Raw genomic sequence first — 16411 nt, 5'->3', positions numbered from 1 at the left:
TACAATTGTCCTTAGAATTAAGGAGGTGATTTATAGTGAAATATGCATTAGATATAAATGACTCCTATTTAAGAAAAGTATTAATAAAAAAATTAAAGGAAGAAGGAGATCTTACTATAGATTGTTTTAATGAAGAGTGTTGCTTAGGAGAAAGTTTTTTTAAGAAAGTTTTATTATCTAATAATACAAAGGCAGATATATTTATAAGAATAACTAAGAGTATAGGAGAAGATAAGAGAATAGAAATTTTAGGGGATGATCAAATTCTTAGGCGTGTTGTATCCTTAAACTTAGAAGATATGGTTGATTATATAGGCCTTTCACAGATAAGTATTAAAAGTGGAAAAGGATTATATTTAGTAAAAAATTTAGATTCTTTATGCCTAATTATAAATATAAGTGATACTGAAGTAGATAGTATAAATAAAGAAAAATTAGCAGATGCACTATATAAAATAATTAAAGAAGTAAGCTAATCGTATTTCTTTAATTAAGATGTTTAATTATCAATATTTTACTTTAGGCTTTGTTTTAAGTTAATATTGATTTAAAGATATATACTTAAAAATCAACAGTAGTTTAAATATAGCCTTATTTTAAAGAAGTTGTATTAATACTTAAACATAGAGTTTATAGTTTTTGATATGACTTCTTTGATTTAGAGTTTTCTTTAGAAACTTTTTATTATTATACTAAGAAATATTATTATGTTAAGCTTTTTTAATTGATAAGATATATAAATAATATTTAAAGCTTATTATGCATATAAATCAATGAGTAGCAATATTTATGGGGGAAGTTATGGATATTATAGGCAGTATAAACACAAGGTTTATAAGCAAAAGTGAACAGAGCAAAAATGAAATCTTTAATAAAATAGATAACATAGTAAAAGGTGGAGGCAATATAATTAGGATGAATCTATCCCATGGCAAGCATAGAGATGTAGAATGTTGTATAGATTACATAAGAAGCAATCATAAGGATGTAAAAGTTCTTTTAGACTTACAGGGAAATAAGATTAGGGTAGCTAATAATATATATGGAACATTTAAAGTTAATACAGGTGATTTAGTTTATTTTTGTTCAGAAGAAACTTATGATATTTATATTAAAAATATTGATAGAAATAAACTTATACCTTTAAATATAAAAAATAAGTTTATATACAATAATACTTTTAAAAAGATATATATGAAAGATGCCACTATGGAATTCATAGTAATAAGCAATAACAATGGATTAATAAAGACTAAGGTTAAATTAGGTGGTGTAGTTAGAAAAGAAAAGGGATGTAATCTTCCTAATTTAGATAGGAAAAATTGGGGGGTAAGCGAAAAGGATTTAGAAGATATTAGATTTGCCTTAGATAATAAAGTAGATATTATAGATTATTCTTATTGTTCTTATATGGAAGAATGTAGAGAGTTTAAAAATATTGTTTTTAAAAATTTAAAGTCAAATCAATTTATTCCTAAACTTTGGGGAAAAATTGAAACTAATGAAGGAATAAATAATATTAAAGAAGTTGCTAAAGAATTAGATGGAATAGTTATAGCAAGGGGAGATTTAACAGCAGAAGTTGGAGTATTAAATGTTCCTATAGTGCAAGAAAAAATATTATATGCTTTAAAAAATGAGAATAAATCAATAATAGTAGCCACAAATGTACTTTCATCTATTAGAAATAAACAAAATAAGCCTACAATAAATGAATTAAGCGATATATATCATTTTATTAGGTGTGGCGTAACAGGGTTTATGCTTACTGGAGAAACTAGTACTGGGGAAAATGAAGAGTATGTGGTTACAACCTTAAAAAATAGTATAAAATATTATGAAAAGTTATTATCAAAAATAAAAAAGAGATCAAAGAGAGTCTAAAAAGACTTTCTTTGATCTTTTATTTTGTATAATTTATATGATTTTATAACTATTAAGTAGCTTAAATATCCTAGTAAAATACCTGTTAATACATCACTTGGATAATGAACTAGCAGGTATATTCTAGAAAAAGCTATTAGGGAAGCTAATGAATAGATATATACTCTTATATTCTTAAAATAATAAGCTAACATAAATGCCGCTGCAAAGGATGCAGAGGTATGGCCAGAGGGCATAGAGTAACTACTTGGTTTAGGTATCATTATATGTAAGTTTTCATATGTTGCAAATGGCCTAGATCTTTCTATAATATGTTTAAGAATTCCTTCACCAAGAATGGTATTAACAATTAAAACAGCTAAGGTTAATAATCCTATTTTTCTATATTTTTTTGAAATTATAAGCAAGATGCTTATGGCAATCCATATAAAGCCTAAATTACCTAATGAAGTTAAGAAAATCATTATTGGATTAAGAAACTTATTTTGAATATTATTTTGTATAAAGTAAAGTATATTGATATCTATATTTTGAATAAAGTGCATTTTATTACCTCCTAAAAGTAATAAATATATTTTATTACTAAATTTTTAAGAAGTCTACTATAAGGATGTAAATAAGTTTATAAAAAAAAGTAATATTATATAAAAAATATTCATTTAAAGAATTTGAGAAACAAAATATAATGTAGATGTAATAAAAAAAAGGAGGTCTAATATTGAGAAAATTAGAAAAATCTCTTTTAATTATTATAAGTGCATTACTTATGATATTTCTAGTAATATTTAATATAATTAAAAATGGAAACTACATTAAACGTTTAAATAATGAAAATATAGAGCTTGTTTGGTACACAATTGGAATAGAACCTGCTGATATGGATAGGGTTGAAAGTGAAGTAAATAACTATTTAACTAAAAAGATAAATGCAACTATTGATATTAGATTTGTAGATTATGCGGATTTTACAAAGGTAATGAATAATAAAACCAATGAAGGAGAAATTTTTGACCTGGTATTTACATCTTCCTGGGCTAATGATTATTATCCTAATGCAAAGGAAGGAGACTTTCTTAATTTAAATAACCTGATTAAAGAGTATGGAAAGGATGTTTATAAAGCTCTTGATAAAAAGTTTTGGGAGGGAGCAGAAATAGATGGTTCTATATATGCTATTCCAAATCAAAAAGAGATAGTTAATATGCCTATGTGGGTATTCTCTAAAGAATATGTAGATAAATATAATATTCCATATAAGAATATAAAAACTTTAGATGATTTAGAACCTTGGTTAAAGTTAATTAAAGAAAATGAAGAAGGGGTAATTCCTTTTTATGTTGATGATAGTTATTCAGTTCCTATGATTTGGGATCAATTATGTCCTGCTTTAGGAATAAATTTAGAAAGTAATAGCTTTGAGGTAATAAATATATTTAAAACTGAAGAAATGATTAATAATTTAAAGACTATGAGAAGATATAAGGAGCTTGGATATACCAATACTAAAATTGGAAATGCTGGTGATTTTTCAACTAAAAGATTTGTAACTAAAGCTGATGGACAGCCTTATGCTGAAAAAATATGGTCTATTAAAAGTGGAGGAGAGGTTGTTGCTACACCAATTTTAGAAAGTTATATTACAAATGGATCAGTAAATGGTTCTATGATTGCCATATCAAAAAATTCAAAAAATCCTGAAAAAGCTATGGAGTTTTTAAATCTTTTAAATACAGATAGATATTTAAGAAATCTTATTAATTATGGAATTGAAGGAGTTCACTATGAAAAAATTTCAAATAATAAAATTAGGTTTTTAGAAGAATCTAAAAATTATATGGTTGATTACTACACTTTAGGAAATTTATTTATAACATATGTATTAGAAGATGAACCAGAAAATAAATGGGATGAATTTAAAGAGGTTAATAATAATTCACATGTATCTCAAGCCTTAGGATTTAAGTTTGACACTAGTAATGTAACTGTTGAATTAGAAGCTGTAAATGCTGTTCTCGAAGAGTTTACAAGAAGTTTATATACTGGATTAGTAGATACAGATGAATATGTTTCAAAGCTTATTAATAAGCTTGAAAGTGCTGGAATAGATAAGGTGAAGGAAGAATTAGAAATACAATTAAATGATTGGAGAATAAAAAAGCAGACTTTTTAGTCTGTTTTTTTATTTAAAGATATTACCTGAATATTATCTATAACTGTAATAGTTCCAGTTTCTATCATAGGCTCAAGTATTTCTATTAATTTATTTATTTTTTCCTTACTTTCAATAACTTCTATTACCATAGGTAAGTTTCTAGCAAGTATTTCAATAAAATCAGAATGTATTTTATGATGGCTATCTAAGCCTTCAATTCCTCTTATTACAGTTGCACCCAAGATATTTTCTTTTTTTAGTACTTTTAATATCTCTGAGTAAAGTGGTTCACCATTATACTTATCAGATTCATCAATAAATATTTTTAAAAAGCTACCTTTGAATTCATTTCTCATAAAAGATTCCCCCTAAAAATTAAAATAATATCTTAGCAAGTTTTTGACCTATTACAACAAACAATAAACTACAACCTAAGTTTAAGGTTATATTTTCTATTCCTAAAGTTATATTACCACTAGTTAACATACTAACTGTTTCATAGGAAAAAGTAGAAAATGTAGTAAGGCCTCCCATAATGCCAGTGGTCAAAAAAAGTTTCATATTAGATGAGATTAATACACTATCCATACTAAACTCCATAATGAAACCTATTAAAAGAGCTCCTAAAATATTTGCAATTAGAGTACCATATGGAAAGGTTCCTCCAAAATTTTTAGCTGCAAAAATTGAAATAATATATCTCAAGGATGCACCTAAAAATCCACCGAGCCCTACTATTAAAGCAAGTAAAAGTTTTTGCATTTTAATTATCTCCTTAAATATTATTATAAATATACTTTTTTATAATGTTAACAAATTTTAAATAAAAAGTAAAAGTATAATTCTACAGAATAATAAGTCTAATTAAAAATATAGCATACATTTTAATCATATATGATTAGAGAAAGAATAAAAATATTCAAAATGTAATACTTATATTACAAAAATTTCAAACTTTTTAAAATATTAAAAAAGTTAACAGAATATATATATAAATGTTTTAATATGAAAAACTCTTGAAAGTCAATGAAATAGCCATTTAGAGGTGTGTGTTTACAACTTTTTGGAAATGTTGACTTTTTTACTGTTATGTTATAAATTAACTATAGAAACTTTAATTTACTTAAAGCTTCTCAAACAAAATACTAAAAAATATATATGATTATCATATTAATTTAAATTACATTTGATAAAGTATATAATTATTGTAAACGTTTGTTTAGGCTTTGGAATTAAGGGATCTAAATGGTGTAAAAATAGTAATATGAGGGGGAAAAAAAATGCTTAGACACAAAAAATTATTAGCATTAATTTTAGGAGGAGTAATGACTACATCTGTAATGCTTACAGGATGTGGATCAAGTGACAAAAAAGCAGAGGGAGGAGCAGCAAGTGAGGAGCCAGTTAACTTAGTATGGTATGTTATAGGTCAACCTCAAACTGATGGAGAATTAGTAGAAGAGGAAGTAAATAAATATATAAAAGATAAAATAAATGCTACTGTAGACATAAAACATATTGACTTTGGTGATTATACTCAAAAAATGAATGTATTAGCTAACTCAGGAGAAGATTATGATTTAGCATTTACATGTTCATGGGCTTTCCCATACTTAGAAAATGCTAGAAAAGGTGCTTTCCTTGAATTAAATGATTTATTAGATAAAGAAGGAGCAGACCTTAAAGGTGTTATAGATGAAAGACTTTGGAAGGGTGCTGAGGTTGATGGAAAAATATACGCAGTTCCAAACCAAAAAGAAATAGCATTAGCACCTATGTGGGTATTTGATAAGGAGCTTGTTGAGAAATATGACATTCCATATCAAGACATACATTCAGTAGAAGATTTAGAACCATGGTTACAAATCATAAAAGAAAAGGAACCAGATTTTGTTCCATTCTACACTCAAGGGGATTCAATTCCATTAGAGTTTGACGAAATAATGAGACCTTTAGGAGTATTCTTTAATGATGATACTTTAACTGTACAAAATATGTACGAGACAGAAGAAATGAAAGCTATGATGACTAAGTTAAGAGAATACTATGAAAAGGGATATATAAATCAAGATGCAGCAGTTAATAACATGCAAAATGAAGTTAAGAGATTTGTATGGAAAGCTGATGGACAACCATATGCTGAAAATGGTTGGGGACAATCTTTAGGTAGAGAGGTTGTAACATCACCAATAATTCCTGCATATGTTACAAATAACTCAACAACTGGAGCTATGACTGCTATATCAGCAACATCTAAGCATCCTGAAAAAGCTATGGAGCTTATAAACTTAGTAAATACTGACTCTACATTAAGAAATATGTTAATGTTTGGATTAGAAGGAAGTCATTACGAAAAGGTTAATGATAAGCAAATTAAGAGACCAGAGAAAAATAACTATAGTGTAACAAGCTGGGCTTATGGAAACTTATTTGATACTTACGTTTTAGATGTTGATCCAGCAGATAAATGGGATGCTTTTGAAGAGTTCAACCAAGGTGCAAAAACTTCAAAGATATTAGGATTTAAGTTTAATACAGAGCCAGTTACAACTCAAATATCAGCAGTTAATAATGTATTACAAGAGTTTGAAAGATCTTTATACACAGGTTCAGTAGACCCAGTAAAAGGACTAGAAGACTTAAATAAAAAGTTAGCTTCAGCTGGATTAGATGATATCAAAACTGAAATGCAAAAACAATTAGATGAGTGGAAAGCTTCTAATAAATAATAAATTTAAATAAAAAGAGTGATTTAAAATCACTCTTTTTTTAGTTTTTAAATATTTTAATTAAAATCAACTACTATAGAATAAAGTAAAATATTAAAAATAAGTTTAATTAAGAAAATACTTAATTAGATATTGAATTTCTAAAAAAATAGGAGTAGAATTTAATTAAGGAAATGCTTAATTAAAAATAAGAGGTGGCTTATGGAAGATAAAATAAAAATATTTAAAGCACTAGGAGATGAAACCAGAATAAATATACTACATCTAATAAATAAAAAATCTATGTGTGCAAAGGGAATAGCTAGAGAACTTAGCATTTCAGAATCTGCTGTTTCTCAACAAATAAAAGTATTAAGAGATGCCAATCTTGTAATTGGATATAAAATAGGTTATCACATTGTTTATGATTTAAATATAGAGCAGTTAGAAAGCATTAATATCTTAATTGATTATATCGTAAATGATGGTAATAATATAAAAACAAAAGAAAACATATATAAAAAATGTAACAAAATATGTAAACATGCTAAATGCATAAATAATAAAAATTTGAAGGAGGAAAATATAATGAGAATTTGTTTCCCAGTTAAAAATAATGAAGGAGTTAAAAGTGTACCATATGGTCATTTTGGTACTGCTCCAACTTTCGTAATATGTGATTTAGAAAAAGATGAAGTAACTGCTGTAGGTAATGGTGATTTAGGTCATGAACATGGAAAATGTCAACCAATAAAAGCTTTATCAGGTGAAGTTGTAGATGCTGTAGTTGTTGGTGGAATTGGTGCTGGTGCTATAAGTAAATTAAATTCTATGGGAATTAAGGTTTACAAAGCTATTGATGGAGATATAGAAGCTAATTTAGAAGCATTAAAAAAGGGTGAATTAAAAGAGTTTTCAAGCACACATACATGCAATCATCATGGATGTAGTCATTAATAAGTAAAAAGCGAGTTCTTTTTATTGTTTAGAATAAAATATTTATAAGAAAACTACTAAAAAGGTATTACATTTTAAAGATGTAGTACCTTTTTTATTTTAAAAAAATTAATTTAAACATTAATAATCTTTTAAAAGGTTTATTATAGAGAGAAGTTAAGTATTATTAGATATATGTATTTAAAAATTTTATTTAATGTGGAGGATTAAAATTGGATATTGAGAAGTTTTTAAGGGAGATTAGAGAAAAAATAATTAATTATAGAAGGGATTTTCATAAATATCCTGAAAGTGCATGGAAAGAATTTAGGACTTCTTCTTTAATTGGAAAATATTTAAGAGAAATGGGTTATGAAATAAAAATAGGAAAAGAAATAATAAGTGAAGAGTATAGGTTAGATGTGCCAAATGAACTTGATTTAAAGAAAAGTTATGAAAAATCTTTAAAGCAGGGTGCCTATAAAGAATTAAGTGATTATATGATTGGGGGATACACTGGAGTAGTTGGGATTTTACAAAATGGAGAGGGGCCAACTATTGCTTTAAGATTTGATATAGATGGAGTAAAAGTACTTGAATGTGAAAATAATGAGCATTTTCCTTTTAAAAATGGTTTTTCTTCTTTAAATAGGGGAATTATGCATGCATGTGGACATGATGGTCATATAGCTATTGGCCTTGGAGTTGCAGAAGGGGTCATTAGATTTAAGGAATATTTTAAAGGAACAATAAAGCTTATTTTTCAACCTGGAGAAGAAAGCGTCTGTGGTGGAAATCCAATGGCTCAATCAGGAATCTTAGATGATGTAGATTATTTATTAAGTGGTCACATAGGAATAAAGGCAAGGAAATCAGGAGAAATAATTTGTGGAACAAAGGGATTTTTAGCAACATCTAAAATTAATGCTGAATTTACAGGAAAGTCTTCCCATGCTGCAGTTGCACCTGAAAAAGGGCATAATGCTCTGCTTTCTGCATCTACAGCAGTATTAAACTTAGATGCTATACCAAGAAATGGTGAAGGCATAACAAGAATAAATGTAGGAAAGTTAATTGCAGGGAGTAGTAGAAATGTAATTCCTGGAAAAGCTTTTATGGAAGTAGAGACTAGAGGAGAAACTACAGAATTAAATGAATATATGGAGAGCTATGCAACTAGAATTTTAAAAGCTTCTGCAGATATGCATGATAATCATGTGAAAATATCTTGTTTAGGAAGATCCATAAGTGGTAGTAGTGATAGAGAGTTAATTGATATTATTAAATGGGAGGCAAAAAATATAAATGATTATAACAATGTAATAGATGAAGAAGACTTTGGTGCTAGTGAAGATATATGTTATATGATGAAAAGAGTACAGAGAAATGGAGGAAAGGCATCTTATATAATGTTTGGAAGTGAATTAAAGGATGAACATCATTCTATTAGGTTTGATTTTAATGAAGAAGATCTGTTTCCAGCAATAAATTTATATTTAAGAGTAGTAATGAATCTTTGCAATAAAAAATAATAAAATTTTTAAAAGATGAATTATATTTAATAATTATTTTATGTATATATATGGACGTGTATAAAAATAACTTTTTATAAAACTTACAAACATATTCCGAGAATTACTAGATTTTGCTAAGAATTTATAATCATTACTTCGAAAATATCACTAAAGCTTCGAAACTTAAGTGAAAGTCCAAATTTTTAATTTGGATTCTTGAACTTATGCAATGGAACTTTGTGAGATTGTATTCCTAAGAAATTAACAGTCTCAGCTTTTTAACGTGATATTTTCTACGTAATAATTTAAATTCTAAAGCTTATCTAGATATTCTCTTCATACTGTTTGTAAGTTTTATTGTTATATTTTAATACAGCCCTTTTATAGAGTGGATAATAAATCATCTATGATCATATTTCCACCTAATTTATAATCATATGTAGAATTAGTATTTAAAGACTTTAAGAAGCTCCAAGAAGCATTCCAAAGCTTAACTACAAAAAGGTAATTTTCTAATTTTTCCATTAATTCATAAGAGTAGTAGCCAAAATAACTTTTTATTAAAAAATATCTCTTTTTTTCATCAAGCATCCAAGATACAGTAGCTAAATCAAAAAATATATCACACATGGCAGAAAATTCAAAGTCAATAAAAAGAACATTTTTATTATAATATAGTACATTTGAAGAATTTAAATCGTTATGACAAAGGCCAAGAGTCATATTTTTGCTTAATTTTTCTTCAAGAATATTTAATTTATGTAAGACTAAATCAATGCCTTCATGAAAATTAAAGTTTTTAGATTTTAAAATATGAAAATTTTTTCTTATATGTTCAAAAGGATTAAAAATATGTTCACACTTAAGAATATGTAGTTTTTTCAAATTAATTGAGAGTTTTTCAAGGAATTCTAAAGATGTAAATGTACTCATATTTACCTTTGAATCTTCTAAAAATTTGCTTATTAGTATTCCATTATCCTTATTATGATATATAATAGGGGGGGATAGCTTGTTCAAATTAGCAAATATTAAAACAAAATTTTCCTCTGAAAAATTATTTTTATTATCTTTACTAGGTATTCTTAAAACATATTTATTATTTTCACACTCTAATAAATAATTTGAGTTATTAAGACCGCCTAGTTTGGTTATCTTATGATTTTTCATTTTGTTAGTCATCTTAATCTCCTTATATTCTAATGAAAATATTATATCAAAAAATAAGAAGGGATGGAAAAGGATAATGTTAAATGAGGTGTTAAAAGGAATACAAGGTTTAGATAATGACATGATTTTAAAAGCTAAAAATAGAGTAGATTCTTTAGCTAAACCTTTAGGAAGTTTAGGGAAGTTAGAAGATATAGCCATAAGGTTATCTGGAATAACTGGGAATATATTTAATAATATTGATAAAAAGTGTGTGATTATAATGTCTTCTGACAATGGAGTTGAAGAAGAAGGAGTAGCCTCAGCACCTCAATGTGTAACCTTACTTCAAACAAAAAACTTTATAAAAGGTACTACGGGAGTAGCTACATTGGCAAAAGCTAATGGAACAGATTTAATGGTTTTTGATGTGGGAATTAATTCAGATGAAATCATAGATGGGGTTATAAATAGAAAGATATCAAAGGGAACTAAAAATATTTATAAGGAACCAGCTATGACCTATGAAGAAGCTAAAAAATCCTTAGAAATTGGAATAGAAGCTGTAAAAATAGCTAAGGAAAAGGGATATAAAATACTTGGAGTAGGTGAAATGGGAATAGGAAATACCACTACTTCAGCAGCAGTATTAAAAGCCCTTATTGGGTGTGAAACTTCTCAAGTAGTAGGAAAAGGTGGCGGAATAAATAATGCTTCTTTCGAAAAGAAAAAAAGAATTGTAGAAGAAGTGGTTAAAAAACATAATATTAATTTTCATGATCCTATTGATATTATTTCAAAGGTTGGAGGATATGATATTGGAGCAATGACAGGTGTATTTTTAGGTGCAGCTTTCTATAGAATACCTGTAGTAATAGATGGATTTATATCCGTTGTGGCAGCTCTTTTAGCTAATAGATTAAATCCTTTAGTTAAAGAATTCTGTTTTACCTCTCATAAATCACAGGAAATAGGGTATGAGTTAGCTATAAAAGAGTTAGGTTTAGATCCTATGTTAGATTTAAATATGAGATTAGGAGAAGGAAGTGGATGTCCAATAGCTTTCTCAGTAATTGATTTTGCAACAGCCATGATGAATAATATGGCAACCTTTGAAGAAGGAAATATAGATAACAGCTATTTAGAAGATGTAAAGGATGAAGAATGTTATATTGTTCTTTAAACCTTTAAAAATATTATAGGAGTTAATTTAATTAGTTATGATAGTTTTAATTATTGGAGGCGCTAAGAGTAGCAAATCTTCTTATGCTGAATTTTATAGTAGTAATCTTTCAAAAAAAGGAAAAGGAGAGCTTTATTACTTAGCTACTATGAACCCTTATGATTTAGAGGATTTAAAGAGAATAGAAAATCATTTGAAAAATAGAGAAAAGTATGATTTTAAAACCATTGAAAAACATAGGAATTTAAATGAGATATTTCATAAACTTTCTAAGGAAGATACTGTTTTACTAGACAGTTTAACCTCTTTAGTTACTAATGAGATGTTTGTGGGAAAAGAATTTAATGAAAGTGTACATAGTAATATTTTAAAGGACATAAAGAGTCTAGGAACTAAGGTTTCTAATTTAGTAATAGTTTCAGATTATGTTTTTAGTGATGGAATTAAATATGATTCTTATACTGAGTCTTTTAAAAGAGAATTAGGTAAAATAAATTGTGAATTAGCTTCCTTCTCAGATGTGGTTATAGAAGCTTCCTTTGGAAACTTAATATTTCATAAAGGAGAGGAGGTTTTAGAAGATGAAAATTTTTTATAAGGCTATAAATATGACCTTAAGTATGTTTACAGTTATTCCATTGCCAAAATATGAATGGGATGACAGGGCTGCAAAACATATAATGAAGCTTTATCCTTTTATAGGGTTAATTATAGGAGCACTTTGGTATTTAAGTTTTTTTGTATTAAGTAAGCTAAATGTACCAATTATGCTTATGGCAGCTCTTATTTTAACGGTGCCATATATTTTAACTGGATTTTTACATTTAGATGGTTTTATGGATGTTTCTGACGCACTTCTTTCTAGAAGAGATAAGGAGACAAAGCTTAGAATTTTAAAGGATTCTACAGTTGGAGCTTTTTCAGTTATTTCTGTAGTTTTATTACTATTAGTAGAATTTGCTGGAATGTTTACTGTTTTAAATAAAAACTTAGATATGAGAATATTAATATTTATACCAATAGCATCAAGGGCAATAAATGGCTACTTTATTGTAAGTCAAGAGATGCTTGGACAAAGTTCTCTAGCAAAATTCTTTAAAGAAGGAACTGGAAAAGTAGATGAAATAATCTTACTAGGAATATATGTATTAGTTGCATTAATAACATTTTTCACCTTAGGAATAAATTATTTAATAGCTATTTTAGCAATGGGACTTATTTCTTTTATTTTACTTTTAAAAGTAAAAAAAGAATTAGGTGGAATAAATGGAGACGTTGCAGGATATATTCTTGTTCTTATGGAATTTACAGGGATTTTACTTTTAGGAATTATTTAAGGAGGAGAAGCTTTTGAAACTTTTATTTGGTGGTGCCTATAATGGAAAGTTGAAGTATGTAAGAGAAAAGTTAGGCATAAATGAAGAGGAAATATTTTATTGCAAAGAAGATTCTATAGACTTTTCTAAAAAGGTTATTAGTGGAATAGATAGATTAATTTATTTTAATGCCTTACAAGGAAAAGAGTCTTTAAGCTTTTTTAAGGAAAAAAAAGAATTATTAAAAGATAAAATTTTAATTTGTGATGAAATATCTTCAGGAATAGTTCCTTTAAAGAAAGAGGAAAGATTATGGAGAGAAGAGACTGGAAAAGTTCTTCAGTTTTTATCAAAGGAAAGTGAAGAAGTTTATAGAATATTTTTTGGAATACCAACAAGATTAAAGGGTGAATAATAAGATGATAATTTATTTAATTAGACATGGGAAGACTTATTGCAATGAGAATAAACTTTATTGTGGAATAAGTGATGTGCCTTTAAGTGAGGAAGGAAAAAAAGAATTAGAGGAAAAAAGAAAGAGTGTGAGTTTGCCAATATGTAAGAGAAATTTTACAAGTGGAGCAAAAAGAGCTAATGAAACATTTAATATTTTATATCCAAATAAGAAGTATGAAGTCATAAAGGAATTTAGTGAGTATAATTTTGGAGACTTTGAATTAAAGTCTTATGAAATGCTAAAGGAAGACAAGGAATATTTAGACTGGATCTTAGATGAAAGAAAGGAAGTTTCCTGTCCTAATGGTGAATCAAGAAGGGATTTTGAAAAGAGAATGAAAAAAGCATTTTTAAAATTACTTCTAACCCTTAAGGAAGAGGGAGAAGAGGAAGCTTTAATAGTATGTCATGGAGGAAGTATAGCTTGTATTTTAGAACTCTTTGAAAAGGAGGAATTAGACTTCTATACTTATCAGCCTAAGTGTGGAGGAGGATATAAGTTAAAAGTTGAACAGGATATCAATAATTTAAAAGGAGATTTTTCAAGTCTAGAGTTTGAAAAAGACATAACAGATAATTTAAGACTAGAAATAATAGAAAGGTTTTAGAAATGATAAAAATTATAATAGGATATGTTTTAGACCTAATAATAGGAGATCCTAATAATCCATATCATCCTATTAGATATATAGGAAAACTAGCATCTAATATGGAAAAGCTTTGGAGAAAGGTTTTCAAGAAAAATCTTAAGATTGCAGGCTTCTTTGCTTGGCTTTTTATAGTTTTCATAACCTTTGGAGTAACTTTAGGAATTGTACATATTGCTAATAAGATTAATCCTATTTTAGGAACTGTAGTATCTGGAATACTTATTTATTTTTGTATTTCTGCTAAGGGGCTTAAAGTTGAAGGACTTAAAGTAATTAAGATTTTAAAAGAAGGAGATATTGTTAAGGCTAGAAAACAATTATCTTATATTGTAGGAAGAGATACTGAAAATCTAGATGAAGAAGCTATAGTTAGAGCTGTAGTGGAAACTGTAGCAGAAAATATGTCAGATGGTATTATAGCACCTTTATTTTTTGCAGGAATTGGGGGAGCACCTTTAGCTTTCTTATATAAAGCAGTAAACACATGTGATTCAATGTTTGGGTATAAAAATGAAAAATATAAGGATTTTGGATTCTTCTCAGCTAAGCTTGATGATGTGTTTAATTATATTCCAGCTAGATTAACAGCTTATCTTATAGTAATTTCTTCTTTTATTTTAAGACTTAATTGCAAAGAGAGTTTTAAAATATACAAAAGAGATAGATATAATCATTCAAGTCCTAATAGTGCTCATCCAGAAGCAGCAGTTGCAGGAGCTTTAGGAATAAGACTTGGAGGAGCAAATTATTATTTTGGAAAGTTTGTAGAAAAACCAACTATAGGAGATGCTAAAAAGAAAATAGAAATTTCATATGTTTATAAGACTAATAATATATTAGGAATGGTTTCTTTTTTAGGAATGATAGTAGCACTTATTATTAGATGTATTTTAGAGGTGATTATATGAATTTAGGACATGGTGGTAATGTAGAAGAAATTAAGAGGATTTATGGCTTAAAAGAAAGTGAAATTATTGATTTTTCAGCTAATATAAATCCTCTAGGAATCTCTGAAAGAGTGAAAGAGGTCATGATTAAAGGAATAAATTCTATAGAGAGATATCCAGATATAACTTATTATGAGCTTAAAAAGGGGATTTCAGACTTTGAAAAGGTAGCTTTAGAAAATATAGTTCTAGGAAATGGTGCAGCAGAGGTTATTTTTAATGTAGTAAGAGGAATAAAGCCTAAAAAGGCTCTTATAGTAGCACCAACCTTTTCAGAGTATGAGGATGCTTTAAATTCTGTTGAGTGTGAAGTTAACCATTATATATTAAAAGATAATTATTCAGTAGATAATGGATTTTTAGAAGAAATCAAGGAAGAATTAGATATTATATTTTTATGTAATCCCAATAATCCTACAGGAGCTTTAATAGAAAAAGATTTTTCATTAAAAGTATTAGAAAAAGCAAAAAAAATGAATGTTACAGTTGTGTTTGATGAATCTTTCTTGGACTTTGTTGAAGATAATTATAAATACTCTCTTATTAAAGAACTTAATAATTTCAAAAATTTAATTGTAGTAAAATCTTTAACTAAATTATTTGCCTTTCCTGGAATAAGATTAGGTTATGGATTAAGTTCTAATAATAATGTTATAGAAAAAATAAATTCAGTAGGAACTCCTTGGAGTGTAAACACAGTAGCAGACTATGCAGGAAGAGAAGCATTAAAAGATGTTGAGTATATTAAAAACAGCGTAGCTTACATAAAAAAAGAAAATGAATTTTTATATAATGGCCTAGAAAACTTTGAAGATATTACTATTTTTAAAGGAGCAGTAAATTTTATATTTTTTAAATTGAATAAAAATATAGATTTAAGAGAAGAATTAATTAGAAGAGGTATTATAATAAGAAGCTGCAGTAATTATATTGGTTTAGACAATAATTTCTATAGGGTAGCAGTTAGAACAAGGGAAGAAAACAAAAAGCTTTTAGAAGAACTTTCAAAGGTTTTAAAATAAACTTTATATTATTACTTTAGTTCTTAATAGGTTTTATATCAAATTGAGAAGTTTGACAATGATAAAATATAATAATATAATCAAGTTGATTAACTAATAATTGGTGTGATTTTCACTTAATAGGGAATGAAGTTAAAGTCTTCAACTACCTCAGTAACCGTGAAGCAGACAAAATCTCAATATGTCACTGCATTTTTTGTGTGGGAAGACGAGATGGAGGAAGAAGCAAAGTCGGGATACCTGCCTTTTATTTTAAGTACTATTATCTTCTGAGGGTAGGATAATAGGGTGCGTATGATTTAAATATGCTTAACATACCTTCTTAAAATGGTATGTTTTTTTATTTTCTACGTATTAATCTAAGCCTCAAAGATTTTAATTGTTAAGTTTTATGAAAGATAAATTTGATTATTGATGATGATTTAAGCTTAATTTAATAAAGTTCAGATTTGCTTTTATAGATTGTAAGGGATGCTTAGCAATATTAAAAAATA

General features: G+C 27.2%; 17 protein-coding genes and 1 riboswitch. Of the genes, 13 read left to right on the top strand and 4 right to left on the bottom strand.

The window, feature by feature from the left end:
* The first annotated feature begins 35 nt into the window (after window positions 1–35).
* Window positions 36–476, top strand: coding sequence for a hypothetical protein (locus QP548_RS06005; protein ID WP_003448883.1), 441 nt, complete (start codon window positions 36–38; stop codon window positions 474–476).
* 325 nt (window positions 477–801) lie between these two features.
* Complete coding sequence (locus QP548_RS06000; RefSeq protein ID WP_061427760.1) at window positions 802–1884, top strand: pyruvate kinase; 1083 nt, start codon at window positions 802–804, stop codon at window positions 1882–1884.
* Here QP548_RS06000 and QP548_RS05995 read toward each other — a convergent pair.
* The gene (locus QP548_RS05995) at window positions 1881–2429 is read right to left on the bottom strand and encodes a phosphatase PAP2 family protein (RefSeq protein ID WP_061427762.1); all 549 of its coding nucleotides are present in this window, start codon (window positions 2427–2429) and stop codon (window positions 1881–1883) included. The two genes, QP548_RS06000 and QP548_RS05995, sit on opposite strands and share 4 nt — an antisense overlap.
* A gap of 173 nt (window positions 2430–2602) precedes the next feature.
* Here QP548_RS05995 and QP548_RS05990 point away from each other — a divergent pair, with 173 nt between their 5' ends.
* Window positions 2603–4054: an ABC transporter substrate-binding protein gene (locus QP548_RS05990; RefSeq protein WP_061427764.1), complete on the top strand. Its 1452-nt coding sequence runs from the start codon at window positions 2603–2605 to the stop codon at window positions 4052–4054.
* On the opposite strand, the gene QP548_RS05985 is transcribed toward QP548_RS05990, so the two are convergent.
* Window positions 4051–4392 carry a DUF190 domain-containing protein gene (locus QP548_RS05985; protein WP_061427767.1) on the bottom strand — a complete coding sequence of 114 codons (342 nt, stop codon included), beginning with the start codon at window positions 4390–4392 and terminating at the stop codon, window positions 4051–4053. The two genes, QP548_RS05990 and QP548_RS05985, sit on opposite strands and share 4 nt — an antisense overlap.
* A gap of 19 nt (window positions 4393–4411) precedes the next feature.
* Window positions 4412–4798 carry a fluoride efflux transporter CrcB gene (gene crcB, locus QP548_RS05980; protein WP_061427769.1) on the bottom strand — a complete coding sequence of 129 codons (387 nt, stop codon included), beginning with the start codon at window positions 4796–4798 and terminating at the stop codon, window positions 4412–4414.
* A gap of 518 nt (window positions 4799–5316) precedes the next feature.
* On the opposite strand from crcB, the gene QP548_RS05975 reads away from it, so the two are divergent.
* The 3 genes from QP548_RS05975 to QP548_RS05960 all read left to right on the top strand — a co-directional run bounded on the left by QP548_RS05975 (window position 5317) and on the right by QP548_RS05960 (window position 9212).
* The gene (locus QP548_RS05975; protein ID WP_061427770.1) at window positions 5317–6765 is read left to right on the top strand and encodes an ABC transporter substrate-binding protein; all 1449 of its coding nucleotides are present in this window, start codon (window positions 5317–5319) and stop codon (window positions 6763–6765) included.
* Window positions 6766–6966: 201 nt separating this feature from the next.
* The gene (locus QP548_RS17000; RefSeq protein WP_061427773.1) at window positions 6967–7701 is read left to right on the top strand and encodes a metalloregulator ArsR/SmtB family transcription factor; all 735 of its coding nucleotides are present in this window, start codon (window positions 6967–6969) and stop codon (window positions 7699–7701) included.
* A gap of 212 nt (window positions 7702–7913) precedes the next feature.
* Window positions 7914–9212 carry a M20 family metallo-hydrolase gene (locus QP548_RS05960; RefSeq protein WP_061427775.1) on the top strand — a complete coding sequence of 433 codons (1299 nt, stop codon included), beginning with the start codon at window positions 7914–7916 and terminating at the stop codon, window positions 9210–9212.
* A 363-nt stretch (window positions 9213–9575) separates the two neighbouring features.
* Here the strand turns inward: QP548_RS05960 and QP548_RS05955 are convergent, their stop codons facing one another.
* A complete protein-coding gene (locus QP548_RS05955) occupies window positions 9576–10376 on the bottom strand; it encodes a phosphotransferase (RefSeq protein ID WP_061427777.1) in 801 nt (266 codons plus the stop codon).
* Between the two features lie 64 nt (window positions 10377–10440).
* Here QP548_RS05955 and cobT point away from each other — a divergent pair, with 64 nt between their 5' ends.
* Genes cobT through cobD form a run of 7 tightly spaced genes read left to right on the top strand, consistent with a single transcriptional unit; the run spans window position 10441 to window position 15917 of the window.
* The gene (gene cobT, locus QP548_RS05950) at window positions 10441–11526 is read left to right on the top strand and encodes a nicotinate-nucleotide--dimethylbenzimidazole phosphoribosyltransferase (RefSeq protein ID WP_061427779.1); all 1086 of its coding nucleotides are present in this window, start codon (window positions 10441–10443) and stop codon (window positions 11524–11526) included.
* A 37-nt stretch (window positions 11527–11563) separates the two neighbouring features.
* Window positions 11564–12124: a bifunctional adenosylcobinamide kinase/adenosylcobinamide-phosphate guanylyltransferase gene (locus QP548_RS05945; protein ID WP_061427781.1), complete on the top strand. Its 561-nt coding sequence runs from the start codon at window positions 11564–11566 to the stop codon at window positions 12122–12124.
* Window positions 12108–12863, top strand: a complete 756-nt coding sequence (locus tag QP548_RS05940; RefSeq protein WP_003481152.1) for an adenosylcobinamide-GDP ribazoletransferase — start codon at window positions 12108–12110, stop codon at window positions 12861–12863. Before QP548_RS05945 ends, QP548_RS05940 begins: the two co-directional genes overlap by 17 nt.
* Before the next feature lie 13 nt (window positions 12864–12876).
* Window positions 12877–13257 (top strand): bifunctional adenosylcobinamide kinase/adenosylcobinamide-phosphate guanylyltransferase, encoded by a 381-nt coding sequence (locus QP548_RS05935; RefSeq protein ID WP_061427783.1) that lies wholly within the window; start codon window positions 12877–12879, stop codon window positions 13255–13257.
* 4 nt (window positions 13258–13261) lie between these two features.
* Complete coding sequence (locus QP548_RS05930; RefSeq protein WP_061427785.1) at window positions 13262–13906, top strand: histidine phosphatase family protein; 645 nt, start codon at window positions 13262–13264, stop codon at window positions 13904–13906.
* A 2-nt stretch (window positions 13907–13908) separates the two neighbouring features.
* A complete protein-coding gene (gene cbiB / locus QP548_RS05925) occupies window positions 13909–14856 on the top strand; it encodes an adenosylcobinamide-phosphate synthase CbiB (protein WP_061427787.1) in 948 nt (315 codons plus the stop codon).
* Window positions 14853–15917: a threonine-phosphate decarboxylase CobD gene (cobD, locus tag QP548_RS05920; protein ID WP_061427789.1), complete on the top strand. Its 1065-nt coding sequence runs from the start codon at window positions 14853–14855 to the stop codon at window positions 15915–15917. Before cbiB ends, cobD begins: the two co-directional genes overlap by 4 nt.
* Before the next feature lie 84 nt (window positions 15918–16001).
* Window positions 16002–16180: riboswitch (cobalamin riboswitch) on the top strand.
* Window positions 16181–16411 lie beyond the last annotated feature (231 nt).

Source organism: Clostridium sp. UMB9555A, assembly GCF_030222355.1.
Lineage (GTDB): Bacteria > Bacillota > Clostridia > Clostridiales > Clostridiaceae > Sarcina > Sarcina perfringens.
Note: the sequence above shows the minus strand (reverse complement) of the source record. Positions and strands in the feature narration are given on the sequence as shown.

Excerpts from the sequence above, each read along its gene's own strand:
- QP548_RS05995 (WP_061427762.1), bottom strand. The coding sequence starts at position 2,429 with ATGCACTTTATTCAAAATATAGATATCAATATACTTTACTTTATACAA.
- cbiB (WP_061427787.1), top strand. The coding sequence starts at position 13,909 with ATGATAAAAATTATAATAGGATATGTTTTAGACCTAATAATAGGAGAT.
- cobT (WP_061427779.1), top strand. The coding sequence starts at position 10,441 with ATGTTAAATGAGGTGTTAAAAGGAATACAAGGTTTAGATAATGACATG.
- crcB (WP_061427769.1), bottom strand. The coding sequence starts at position 4,798 with ATGCAAAAACTTTTACTTGCTTTAATAGTAGGGCTCGGTGGATTTTTA.
- QP548_RS05940 (WP_003481152.1), top strand. The coding sequence starts at position 12,108 with ATGAAAATTTTTTATAAGGCTATAAATATGACCTTAAGTATGTTTACA.
- QP548_RS06000 (WP_061427760.1), top strand. The coding sequence starts at position 802 with ATGGATATTATAGGCAGTATAAACACAAGGTTTATAAGCAAAAGTGAA.
- cobD (WP_061427789.1), top strand. The coding sequence starts at position 14,853 with ATGAATTTAGGACATGGTGGTAATGTAGAAGAAATTAAGAGGATTTAT.
- QP548_RS17000 (WP_061427773.1), top strand. The coding sequence starts at position 6,967 with ATGGAAGATAAAATAAAAATATTTAAAGCACTAGGAGATGAAACCAGA.
- QP548_RS05930 (WP_061427785.1), top strand. The coding sequence starts at position 13,262 with ATGATAATTTATTTAATTAGACATGGGAAGACTTATTGCAATGAGAAT.
- QP548_RS05985 (WP_061427767.1), bottom strand. The coding sequence starts at position 4,392 with ATGAGAAATGAATTCAAAGGTAGCTTTTTAAAAATATTTATTGATGAA.
- QP548_RS05955 (WP_061427777.1), bottom strand. The coding sequence starts at position 10,376 with ATGACTAACAAAATGAAAAATCATAAGATAACCAAACTAGGCGGTCTT.
- QP548_RS05945 (WP_061427781.1), top strand. The coding sequence starts at position 11,564 with ATGATAGTTTTAATTATTGGAGGCGCTAAGAGTAGCAAATCTTCTTAT.
- QP548_RS05975 (WP_061427770.1), top strand. The coding sequence starts at position 5,317 with ATGCTTAGACACAAAAAATTATTAGCATTAATTTTAGGAGGAGTAATG.